Here is a 12,542-nt window from a genome sequence, read left to right on the forward strand (position 1 = left end):
AGAGAGTCATGAGTGGGAAAATAATTATCGTCGGTGGCGGTTTAGCTGGTCTTATGGCAACAATTAAAGCCGCTGAAGCTGGCACAAAAGTAGATTTATTTTCATTAGTTCCCGTAAAACGATCACATTCAGTATGTGCTCAAGGTGGAATTAATGGTGCGGTTAATACAAAAGGTGAAGGTGACTCTCCTTGGGAGCACTTTGATGATACAATTTATGGTGGGGATTTCTTAGCAAACCAACCACCTGTAAAGGCAATGGCAGAAGCAGCACCTGGCATCATTCATATGATGGACCGTATGGGTGTAATGTTCAACCGTACGCCTGAAGGACTATTAGACTTCCGTCGTTTCGGTGGAACGCAACATCACCGTACAGCATTTGCGGGTGCTACGACTGGGCAACAATTATTATATGCATTAGATGAGCAAGTTCGTCGTTACGAATCTGAAGGTCTTGTTCAAAAGTATGAAGGTTGGGAATTTTTAAGAGTTATTGTTGATGATGAAGGAGTATGTCGTGGGATCGTTGGACAAAACTTAACATCAATGGAAATCGTAAGTTTCCCTGCGGATGCTGTAATTATGGCATCTGGTGGCCCTGGTATTATCTTTGGTAAAACTACAAATTCAATTATCAACACTGGTTCAGCTGCTGCAGCTGTATATCGTCAAGGTGCTGTTTATTCAAATGGTGAATTTATTCAAATCCATCCAACTGCAATTCCTGGAGATGATAAAAACCGTTTAATGAGTGAAAGTGCTCGTGGTGAAGGTGGACGAGTTTGGACTTATAAAGATGGAAAACCATGGTATTTCTTAGAAGAGAAATATCCTGCATATGGAAACCTTGTACCAAGGGATATTGCTACACGTGAGATTTTCTCTGTATGTGTTGACCACAAGCTTGGTATCAATGGTGAAAACATGGTTTATTTAGATCTGTCACATAAAGATCCACATGAACTTGATGTAAAACTTGGTGGAATCATCGAGATTTATGAGAAATTCACAGGTGATGATCCGAAAAAAGTTCCTATGAAGATTTTCCCAGCAGTTCACTACTCAATGGGTGGATTATGGGTTGACTATGACCAAATGACTACAATTCCTGGTTTATTTGCTGCTGGTGAGTGTGATTACTCAATGCACGGAGCTAACCGTTTAGGAGCTAACTCATTACTTTCTGCTATTTATGGTGGAATGGTTGCTGGACCAAATGCTGTAAGATACGTAAATGGTTTAGCTAAATCTTCAGATGATGTTTCAACTTCTGTATTTGAATCAAGTGCTAATGAAGAAAAAGAAAAATTGAATCGTATTTATAAAATGGACGGTAAAGAAAATGCATACCTTCTTCATAAAGAGCTTGGAGAGTGGATGACAGACAACGTTACAGTAGTTCGATTCAATGATCGTTTATTAAAAACTGATGAAAAAATTCAAGAGCTTTATGAGCGCTATCAAAACATTAATATTAATGATACAGCTAAATGGAGTAACCAAGGTGCTTCATTTACTCGTCAGCTTGAAAACATGCTTCACTTATCACGTGTTATCACATTAGGTGCATATAACCGTAATGAAAGCCGTGGAGCTCACTATAAACCTGAATTCCCAGACCGTAATGATGAGGAATTCTTAAAAACTACAATGGCTAAATTTGATGAGAAATCAAATTCACCATTATTCTATTACGAAGATGTTGATACATCATTAATCCAACCAAGAAAACGAGATTATTCTAAGAAGAAGGAGGACAAAGCAAATGCATAATGGAACAATGACTGCTGAAAAGACAATTACTGTAATTGTTAAACGTCAAGATTCACCAAATACTGCGCCATATGAAGAAACATTTACTGTCCCTTATCGTCCGAATATGAACGTAATCTCGGCGTTAATGGAAATTCGTAAAAATCCAGTAAATTCAAATGGAAAAGAAACGACTGCAATTTCTTGGGACATGAACTGTCTTGAAGAAGTTTGTGGAGCATGTTCTATGATTATCAATGGTAAACCAAGACAATCATGTTCTGCTCTTATTGACAAATTGGAACAACCAATTCGTCTTGAGCCAATGAGCACATTCCCAGTAGTACGTGACTTACAAGTTGATCGTAGCCGTATGTTCGATTCTTTAAAACGCGTTAAAGCATGGATTCCAATTGATGGAACACATGACTTAGGTCCTGGACCAAGAATGCCTGAAAGAAAACGTCAATGGGCTTATGAATTATCAAAATGTATGACTTGTGGTGTATGTTTAGAAGCTTGTCCAAACGTTAATAGTAAATCTAACTTTATTGGGCCTGCACCGCTTTCACAAGTACGTTTATTTAATGCTCATCCAACTGGAGAAATGAATAAGGAAGAACGTCTACATGCAATTATGGGAGACGGTGGACTATCAAACTGTGGTAACTCACAAAACTGTGTACAATCTTGTCCAAAAGGTATTCCTTTAACAACTTCAATTGCAGCGTTAAACCGTGCAACTACAATCCAATCTTTCAAAGACTTCTTTGGAAGCGACGAAATTTAATTAAACAAAAAAGCATGTTCTTTCGGAACATGCTTTTTTTTGCGTTTTTAAATATATATGTTCTAATAAACTCCATTTTTAAATCATATCAATAGTAAAGGCAGCAAAGGGATATGCGGTGTCTTACCCCTTTCGAACGGAGGTTAACTTAAATGCAACAGTTTGAAGTGACATTTGAGACGAAATGCTATGAAAAAGATTGGGAAATACTTTTAAAGACAGAGCGGATCGAAAAAATGATTGAGTTTAATCAATTTCAATTTAAAGAAAGAATTTTATATATTAATAACGTACAAGATGTAAGGGAAGTCAGTCGTCATGCAGATAAACTAATCGCAAGGGATGTTTTATCGTCATATGTCATAGTTGAAGAATATTCAAAGGAAGCCCTTAATTATTTTGAAGTTACTAAGGAAAGCTTCAAAGGTGGTTATTACTATTCAATCTCAGAACTTGTTAGTATTTATCTTTGCACTACAGAGTACTTACTTCATTTTTCAAGTGATTCCATTTTAGAAAAGCCTTTTAGTTGGATTGATTTATCAATATTAAAACTTCAAGATGATGAAAGAATTAAAGTAGCAAACCCAGTATGGAATGGAAATAATTTTGAGGCAAAACAAGAATCAATAGATGAAGATGAAAACTTTTATATTGGTTATGGATTTTCAGATCAATGTTACTTAATTAGGACAAATGATTTTAAAAATAAGATATATAATGAAAAAAATCCTATATCTGAAAGGTACCCAATATATGGGGGAGAGCTTTTTGAAAAACGTGTAGATGCTTGGATGCGAAATAATCATTTCAAAAGAATCACATTTAAACATGGAAATTATATTCATCAAAATTATTGAATGTTAAAGATGATTTTTAATCACTAAACAGGGTTAGGTTAAAGAAATGGAGAGCAGTAGATAAAAAGCTAATAGAGAAGATATTAAACAATTCTCTAATGACGCCTTTTACTATAAGTACCTTATTTCCTTACCCTGTCCCCTTTGAAACTGAATGAATATTCATTCTTTAATGAAATTAATGATATAATATAGATAATAAGGGGGCAATTTCGATGGGGAAAATGAATTATGTATCTAATATACAGGAGTGGCAATCTGAGTTTTCATTTAAGATTACGATTAAAGTTCGATTTAGTGAAACGGATATGTTTGGACATATGAATAATACAGTTCCATTCGTTTATTTTGAAGAAGCTCGAATTGAGTATTTAAAATCTATAGGACTTATGCAAGAATGGACGACAAATCATAGTGAATTTATTCCAGTTGTTGCCGATTTACAATGTGATTACTTACGACAAGTATTTTTTAATGAAATAATCGATGTGTACGTAAAAATTGCAAAAGTAGGAAATTCATCAATCGACATACACTATATGGGGATTAATCCTCAATGTGAAATTTGCTTTACCGGACGAAATTCCTTAGTAAATATAAATCGTCATACAGGGCGAAGTGAACAATGGAAAAAAGGATGGAAAGAAAAATTATTAAATGAAATAAAGAATTCAGTAGTTAGTGTTTAAAACAAGTAATGTTGTAACATACTGAATAAAGATTGAATAGAATGATAAAACAATTAAATTTATCTTAAGATGAGTACTTGAAGAATTCAATGACATTCTATATAATACTTTTATACGAATAAGGAAAAGCAAAGATCAAGGACACGAGCGTTCAAGACGATAGTAAGAGAGGAATTCATTTGGTGTGAGAATTCTCTATACGTTGAATGACTTACCACCTTGTAGCTATAGTGGGGAACGTAAATTTTTTTACAAGTAACTACTATCGGTGTAGACCGTTAAAACGTTGAGATTTTGTATACTTATTTTTTGTGTACATTAAATTAGGGTGGAACCACGAGCACATTCGTCCCTACGAGTGTGCTCTTTTTTTATTGTCAAAATTAATTTGAAAAAGGAGTGAACTTAAATGATTTCAATTAAATTACCAGATGGATCAATTCGCGAGGTGGAACAAAATACAACAGTTGAAGATTTCGCGGGTTCAATCTCCATTAGCTTAAAGAAAAAAGCGCTTGGTGGAAAAATTAATGGTAAATTAGTGGATTTAAATACACCTATTACTGAAGATTGTGAAGTTCAAATAATTACGCAAGATGATCAAGATGGATTAGAAATGATGCGACATAGTTCAGCGCATATTTTAGCTCAAGCAGTAAAACGTCTTTATAAAGGCGAAAAAGCTGCATTTGGGGTTGGACCAGTAACTGCTGACGGTTTCTATTATGATATTGATCTTCCAGTTTCAATTAAAGTAGAAGACCTACCTAAAATTGAAAAAGAAATGGAAAAAATTATTAAAGAAAACTTACCGATTACTCGTTCAGAAGTTAGTCGTGAAGAGGCAATTAAATTCTTCACTGAATTAGACGATGAGTTTAAACTAGAATTAATCCGTGATTTACCAGAAGATGCAGTTATTTCAATGTATACTCAAGGTGAATTCGTTGACCTTTGCCGTGGACCACATGTTCCTACAACTGGCCGTGTAAAAGCGATTAAATTATTATCAGTTGCTGGAGCTTATTGGAGAGGCGATGCGAATAATAAAATGCTTCAACGTGTTTATGGTACGGCTTTCCCAAGTAAGAAGGAATTAGAAGAGCATTTATTCTTATTAGAAGAAGCTAAAAAACGTGATCACCGTAAATTAGGTAAAGAACTTGAATTATTCATGTTCTCTGAAGAAGCACCTGGTATGCCATTCTTCTTACCAAAAGGTACAATTATCCGTAATGAATTAGAACAATATGAGCGCGGATTACAAACTTCAAAAGATTACAAAGAAGTTCGTACACCATTCATTATGAATCAAAGATTATGGGAGCAATCAGGTCACTGGCATCACTACCATGAAAACATGTACTTTACTGAGGTTGATGAAACAAAATTCGCATTAAAACCGATGAACTGCCCAGGTCATATGTTAGTTTATAAAAATAAATTACATTCATACCGTGATCTACCGGTTCGTATGTGTGAAAATGGTCAAGTTCACCGTCATGAATATTCTGGTGCCTTAAATGGTATGATGCGTGTTCGTACTTTTACTCAAGATGATGCACATATCTTCTGTCGTCCAGACCAAATTGAAGGCGAAATTATTGAAGTAATTAACTTAATTAAAGAAATTTACGGCGTATTCGGATTCACTTATAAAGTAGAATTATCAACTCGTCCAGAAGATTCAATGGGTTCAGAAGAGTTATGGAACTCAGCAGAGCAGGCTTTAGAGAATGTTCTAAAATCTGAGAACTTAGACTTTAAATTAAACCCAGGCGATGGCGCATTCTATGGTCCGAAAATCGATTTCCATATTCAAGATGCATTAAAACGTAGCTGGCAATGTGCTACAATTCAATTAGATTTCCAAATGCCTGAGAAATTTGATTTAACTTATGTTAATGAAGATAACCAAAAAGAACGTCCAGTTGTTATCCACCGTGCAATTTATGGTTCAATTGATCGTTTCTTAGGAATCTTAACTGAACATTTTGCTGGAGCATTCCCATTATGGTTAGCACCAGTTCAAGTAGCTGTATTACCAATTTCAAGTGTTCACAATGATTATGCTCAAAAACTTGCTGATCAATTAAAAGCTGCAGGAATCCGTGTTGAAGCTGATTTACGTGGCGAAAAAATTGGATATAAGATCCGTGAAGCACAACTTCAAAAATTACCTTATATGTTAGTAGTTGGTGATCAAGAGGTTGAAAATAATACTGTAGCTATTCGTAAACGTGGCGAAGGTGACATTGGTACTCAACCATTCGATAGCTTCTTAGAAATGATTAAACAACAAAAATTAGAAAAAGTTCTATTTTAATTTTAAAAATCCTCTATTTTTTATTATAGAGGATTTTTTTATTTAACCGATATAATTAAAAATGATTGTTTTCTAGTAGAACTGATTGACTTTATTTTCTGGGAAATATGACGAAATTTGCAAAAACATACTTCATAAACATTTTTTTATAGGATAAATCCAGGAAATAGCGAACTTATATGAAGGATGTCTTTTCAGTTATTTAGTCTTAATAAATTACATAGTTATGATAAGAGGTGATGCAGTTGGATAATCAGAATCAAGATCTTCAAATAAAGGTAGAAAAGCTTGAAGAAGAAGTCAGAGAAATGAAGAAACAAATTGAATTTCTCTTAATCACGAAAGAAACTTCAAACGAGATTAAACAAATGACTCAAACGAAAGTAAATAATCCTAAACCACAAAAAACAGTTAGTCGACAGGTTAAAGTAACAGTTGAAAACGAAAAGGTTGACTATGAAGCGCTTATTTTCCAAAAGTGGTTACCTAGATTTTTTATATTTATTTTCATTCTTGGCGTAATGTGGGGATTTAAAGCGGCATCAGATTATGGGGTATTAAACAAGTATGCAAAAGTAGGAATTGGATTTGTTATAGCATTTGCCTTATTCTGGTACGGTAATCGTCAAATGAAAGCTAAACGATCAACACTTGGCCAATCATTAATTGGTGGCGTGTTACCTGTATTATTTTTAACTACCTTTGCCATGCATCATTTATATCACATGGCTGGGTCAACGATTGCATTTTCGCTTTTAATTATTTGGGTAAGTATTGGTTTTTATTCGATGAATAGATATAAATCAGAAGTAATTGGATTAATAAGTATAATAGGAGCTGTTTTTGTACCATTCCTAGTTAAAAGTGATTCGCCAAACTATTTATTTTTCTCTATCTATGAAACAGTAATTTACTTATGCTTTATGTTTTATGCAACATTTAAGAAATATAAATTCATCTATCTTTCGTCTGTAATATTATTGCATTTATCTTATTTAATTGTTGCTTTAGTTAATTTTAATACAAATGGAATTGAATATTTCGCATTAAGTATTCTCGTTCAACATATTAGTTTGCTAGTTATATTGATAAAATCTAAGTTTGCTATTAAAAAGCTAGTAATAATTCTTCACACCAGTTTTATTTTAACAATTGGTTGGATCTTTAGTGCATTTGAAGATCAGACTAGAACAATGATTTTAATCTTTTTATGTGTAGGATATTTATTCCTGACTTTTTATTATAAAAAGAAATCCGATTTTTTCTTTGGATTTTCAACTAATTTTATATTAGCCATTTCATTCCTATGTTTGGACAGTGTTTCTGAAAACTTACTATGTACTGTATTAATAATTCAAGCAGTATCAACTTATTTATTTTATTTAAGATATCGGGATCTACTGAAATTAATTATAGCGACACTTACATTCATTCCTGTAGGGATATCCATTTTATCTGTTGGAATAGATTCCTTTTGGTCTTTTGAAACGATGAATTGGCTTGTGTTAATTCTAGCTCTAATTACGATTGCAATTTTGGCTTATAAAAATGAAGATGAAAAGCAATTTATCTTATTAAGTAGTTCTTTATTAATTACGGTTATATTAATTGCTTTTATAACACAAATTGTTCAAATACTCGCAGTAGATCAATCCGACAATATAATTCGATTATTAATTAATATCAGTTGGATCTTGCTTTCCATATTAGCCATGATACTTGGTAACATTAAGAAGTTCAAAGTTTGGACATATACTGGGATAGGTTTATTATTATTGACGCTAGGAAAACTTGTATTAATCGATTTACCAAATATTACATTGATGGTTAGAGCCGGTTTATTTATACTGCTTGGACTGATTGGATTAGTCATTTCTAGAATATTTTTTAAGGGAAGCAGTAGTCAAAAAAACTATAAAATTTAGTATACAGGAGTCAGGTAATGATAATCACTGAAACTAAAAATTTACTATTAATGACTTTTACAGCAGAAGCGATGCTTTCTGTTTTAAGTGGAAATAAAGAGTTAGAATTTGAAAATCAATTTTATAGTTTCGCTCAAGGGTGGCCAATTCTCGTATATAAAAATCTTTTCCCTTATAAAATCTCTCGTTTTCAAACGCATCCTACTGAAGAAAAATATGAAGGAATTATTATTCATAAAAAAGATCGAGTAATTATTGGGGACATGGGATTTAAAGGTGGTCCTGATGAAACTGGGATAATGGAGATAGGGTATAGTATTGCACCTAGTTATCAAGGTAAAGGATATGCAACTGAAATGGGTAGCGCTTTTTGTGAGTGGGGATTAAAGCAAAATCATGTTACAAGAATATCCGCTATTTGTTCTATTTATAATCATGCCTCTATTAGAGTTTTAGAGAAAATTGGCATGATAAAAGTAAAAGAAGAAATTGAAAAGTATTATTGGATGTTAGACAAAAAATAAATTTGTGATTTGCATTGATTAGAATGATTAATTTTTCTAGAAGAAGGTGGGCTTATTCTTACAACAAGAAATGCATCTATCATCTTTATGGTCATAACTAAACGTGATTTTGGTCGATTCTTTTTGTACGATCTTATGATAAGTGGCTTAGTATATGGCACTCTAAAAAAATACTACTCAAGTGACCTAATCGCAATTTTTGGTAGCTTTACAATACCGACAGTTTTAAAAAGAGTGGCTGTATTATTAGAACAGAAATAAGAAGAGATGTGTACTTAATGGGGCAACCCATTAAGTGGAACATTATAGATGTTAAAATTCATATTTTAATAATGATTTTAAATGTTTAAGTGTTTCAACAATTTTAATATACCAATAAACTCTAGTAAATTTTTTTTAATAAACATCACTAAACTCCTTTTACGAAAATATGGAAATTTATTGGCAAGAGTTTTTTTCAACAATGTGAAAAGGATGCTCTAAATTGAGCATCCTTTTTAATATTAATCATGATGTACAGGGCTTTTAGGTTCAGTGTCTAAATTCATTGCTGGTCCGAAGAATTCGTAGTGAATTTGTGTATCTTTAATGCCTAATTCTTTTAAGCTAGTTATAATTGCTTTTAAAAACGGTACTGGTCCACATACGTAATAATCTGCATTATCTGATTTAACATTGCTATTTAACCATTCTGCATCAATATAACCTTGCTTTTTAAAGTTGTTATTTTGAAGATCTTCCTCAGAAGGATTTTCATAAACAAATGATAAATTGTAATTTGTTAAGAGCTCTTTTAATTGGTTTAGTTCGTTTTCAAATGCTTGTAATTTACCGTTTCTTGAAGCGCTTATGAAGCTGACTTGACGAGTTGGTTGATTACTTGCAATTGACTTAGCCATACTGATTAATGGTGTAATTCCAACACCACCACTTAAGAAAACAACATCTGAATCAATTTCAGTATTTATAGTAAATTCACCTGCTGGAGCAGTAATTTCCAATGTATCACCAACATTTACTTGATTGTGTAGGTAGTTTGAGAATTTACCAAGTGGTTTATTTTCTTCAGCTTCTCTTTTTACTGAAATTCTAAAATAATTTTTACCTGGTGCATCAGATAAACTATATTGTCTGTTTGATAAATATTCTTCACCAGGAATTTGTGAGCGAACAGTAATATATTGACCAGGTAAGAAAGTAGGAACTGAAGAACCATCTTTAGGAACTAAGTAGAATGAAGTAATTACATCGCTTTCATTAACTTTTTCAATGACTTTAAACTCTTTAAATTCAGACCATCCACCTTCTTGTGAAGATGCTTCCTCATACATTTCTTTTTCGATATCGATAAATACTTGTGCAATAACTCCATATGCTTCCGCCCAAGCACCTAGTATTTCATCAGTTGCAGCATCACCAAGTACTTCTTTAATTGCCCCTAGTAAATGTTGCCCTACGATTGGATAGTGCTCTGGTTTTACTTGAAGACTGCGGTGTTTTTGCGCAATTTGTTTTACAACAGGAATAATTGTTGCTAGTTTATCAATGTTCTGTGCAGCAGCTAAAACAGTATTTGCAAGAGCAGTTTGTTGTCTACCTTGTTGTTGATTTGTGTGATTAAATACATTTAATAGTTCAGGATGATTAGTAAATAAATTTTTATAGAATACTTTAGTGATTTCTGTACCCTTTACTTCTAAGACTGGAACTGTTGACTTAATAATATCAATTGTTTTTTGAGATAGCATGATAAATCCCCCTAATCATGTTTTAAAGTAGTATTTTAAATACATCTTTATCTTAGACCTAGAATTTATTTAAAGCAATATGTAGAATACATCTTTTGTGGATTTTTTCGTAAAAATACATTAAAGTTTAAAAAAAGTTCACAATTATGCTATGATTAATCTTAAATAAAACAGTGAGGACAAGTTATGCGTTTAACAACTTATTCGGATTACTCTCTTCGTGTACTAATATTTCTTAGCTCTGAGCCTAGTGAAAAATTAGTTAATATTAAAGACATCGCTGAAGCTTATGATATTTCTAAAAATCATTTAATGAAAATAATTTATAATTTAGGAAAGATGGGTTACATCGAAACAATCCGTGGCAGAAACGGTGGAATCCGATTAGCTAAATTGCCATCAGAAATAAATATCGGTGAAATAATTCGCAAAACTGAAGAAGACTTTAATATTGTGGAATGTTTTGAACACGGTAATACTTGTGTTATTACACCTGTTTGTTCTTTAAAACATATATTTAATAATGCATTGGAACAATTTTTACAAGTTTTAGATCAATATACATTAGATGATATTGTAAAGAACAATGCGATGCTTAAAGATTATTTTTCAAATAATACAAAAGAATAAATAGTATGAAATAGAAGAGCGTTCGTAATTTAAAATGACAAAAACCAACAAAGGTTTACTTTGTTGGTTTCTTCATTTAATGCGGTCTATTGACCTTTATAGTTTAATATACTTTACGTTTTCCATTGGTTCTTGGAATAAGGATGAAGCTATTTTACTAAAAATGGTTGGATCCCCAGTTGTAAAAAATTCATGTGAAGTGATATCAGAGTTAGATAATAAATTTTGTTGATCTAGAATTGCACTTACTTCTAAAGCTGTTTCATCACCAGAGCTAATAAGATGAATTGATGGTCCCATCACTTTTTGGATGATTGGACCGAGTAATGGGTAATGCGTGCACCCTAGTATGAGTGTATCAATATTTGAATTAATAAGAGGTGCAAGAGTGTGTTTAACAATCTCAAATATTTCAGGTTTATTGTAGTCCCCATTTTCAACAATTCCAGCAAACTCTGGGCATGCCAAACCTTCAATGATAACTTTGTCATTAATCCGCTTTAGTGCAGAATGATATGCTTTACTATTAATAGTAGCATTCGTTCCTATGACACCGATTTGGTCATTTTGTGTTAATTTTATTGCTGCTCTAGCACCTGGGCGGACAACTCCAATGACTGGAATTTGAAGTTTTTCTCGCATTTCATTTAAGACTACTGAGGTTGCTGTATTACAGGCGATGACTAACATTTTTATATCTTTTTCCAATAGAAAATTAGTCATTTCCCAAGTGAATTCCCTGATTTCGGTATATGGTCTTGATCCGTATGGACATCTTGCAGTATCGCCTAAGTATAAAATGTCCTCTTTAGGTAATTGTCTTATAATTTGTTTGGCAACTGTTAAGCCCCCAACACCTGAGTCAATGACTCCGATTGGCTTATTCAAAAAATCCCCTCATTTTACTTAATAATTTGTTGATGTAGTATATTCTTTATTCATTTAAGATTTTACTATAATAAATGATATTTTTGTTTATTATTCTCTTTTTAAAACTGTTGAAATTTCATAGTTCAGTGCGCCTATTAACAGAGTATTAAAACATTTAAACATAAGTTGAAAATAATTCGTAAATTTAATCATTATCTGTTATATTAATGAGGAAAAGTTTATATATGAGAAAAATGTGGAGGAGCCAGTGTTGCTGGCTGAGATAGCGTCCTTAAGATGTTGACTCTTAGAACCTGATCTGGGTGATGCCAGCGTAGGGAACAGTATCTCTTTTTAGATATGTTTTTTACAGCGCATTTACGTCCGGGTTAGTATCCGGACGTTTTCTTTTTGTATAAACCAAAA

Annotated in this window: 10 protein-coding genes and 1 riboswitch; of the genes, 8 read left to right on the forward strand and 2 right to left on the reverse strand. The window is 32.6% G+C overall.

Translation table 11 applies throughout. The features are described 5' to 3' along the window. The first annotated feature begins 8 nt into the window (after nucleotides 1-8). The 7 genes from sdhA to MY490_RS04980 all read left to right on the forward strand — a co-directional run bounded on the left by sdhA (nucleotide 9) and on the right by MY490_RS04980 (nucleotide 8,868). Complete coding sequence (sdhA, locus tag MY490_RS04950) at nucleotides 9-1,775, forward strand: succinate dehydrogenase flavoprotein subunit (RefSeq protein WP_248268237.1); 1,767 nt, start codon at nucleotides 9-11, stop codon at nucleotides 1,773-1,775. Nucleotides 1,776-1,782: 7 nt separating this feature from the next. Further along, entirely contained in the window at nucleotides 1,783-2,544 is a 762-nt protein-coding gene (gene sdhB, locus MY490_RS04955; protein WP_098848600.1) for a succinate dehydrogenase iron-sulfur subunit, read from the forward strand. Nucleotides 2,545-2,696: 152 nt separating this feature from the next. Further along, entirely contained in the window at nucleotides 2,697-3,404 is a 708-nt protein-coding gene (locus MY490_RS04960) for a hypothetical protein (RefSeq protein WP_248268238.1), read from the forward strand. A gap of 215 nt (nucleotides 3,405-3,619) precedes the next feature. Beyond that, nucleotides 3,620-4,093, forward strand: coding sequence for an acyl-CoA thioesterase (locus MY490_RS04965; RefSeq protein ID WP_248268239.1), 474 nt, complete (start codon nucleotides 3,620-3,622; stop codon nucleotides 4,091-4,093). A gap of 409 nt (nucleotides 4,094-4,502) precedes the next feature. Then, entirely contained in the window at nucleotides 4,503-6,419 is a 1,917-nt protein-coding gene (gene thrS, locus MY490_RS04970; RefSeq protein ID WP_248268240.1) for a threonine--tRNA ligase, read from the forward strand. Between the two features lie 245 nt (nucleotides 6,420-6,664). Then, the gene (locus MY490_RS04975; RefSeq protein ID WP_248268241.1) at nucleotides 6,665-8,344 is read left to right on the forward strand and encodes a DUF2339 domain-containing protein; all 1,680 of its coding nucleotides are present in this window, start codon (nucleotides 6,665-6,667) and stop codon (nucleotides 8,342-8,344) included. 17 nt (nucleotides 8,345-8,361) lie between these two features. Beyond that, complete coding sequence (locus MY490_RS04980) at nucleotides 8,362-8,868, forward strand: GNAT family N-acetyltransferase (RefSeq protein WP_248268242.1); 507 nt, start codon at nucleotides 8,362-8,364, stop codon at nucleotides 8,866-8,868. Nucleotides 8,869-9,371: 503 nt separating this feature from the next. Here the strand turns inward: MY490_RS04980 and hmpA are convergent. After that, entirely contained in the window at nucleotides 9,372-10,616 is a 1,245-nt protein-coding gene (gene hmpA / locus MY490_RS04985) for an NO-inducible flavohemoprotein (protein WP_248268243.1), read from the reverse strand. A gap of 186 nt (nucleotides 10,617-10,802) precedes the next feature. Here hmpA and MY490_RS04990 point away from each other — a divergent pair, with 186 nt between their 5' ends. Beyond that, nucleotides 10,803-11,246, forward strand: a complete 444-nt coding sequence (locus MY490_RS04990; RefSeq protein WP_248268244.1) for an RrF2 family transcriptional regulator — start codon at nucleotides 10,803-10,805, stop codon at nucleotides 11,244-11,246. 96 nt (nucleotides 11,247-11,342) lie between these two features. On the opposite strand, the gene racE is transcribed toward MY490_RS04990, so the two are convergent. Continuing rightward, nucleotides 11,343-12,134, reverse strand: coding sequence for a glutamate racemase (racE, locus tag MY490_RS04995; protein WP_248268245.1), 792 nt, complete (start codon nucleotides 12,132-12,134; stop codon nucleotides 11,343-11,345). 230 nt (nucleotides 12,135-12,364) lie between these two features. Beyond that, nucleotides 12,365-12,474: riboswitch (TPP riboswitch) on the forward strand. Nucleotides 12,475-12,542: the final 68 nt, after the last annotated feature.

Source organism: Gottfriedia acidiceleris (assembly GCF_023115465.1).
Classification (GTDB): domain Bacteria; phylum Bacillota; class Bacilli; order Bacillales; family Bacillaceae_G; genus Gottfriedia; species Gottfriedia acidiceleris_B.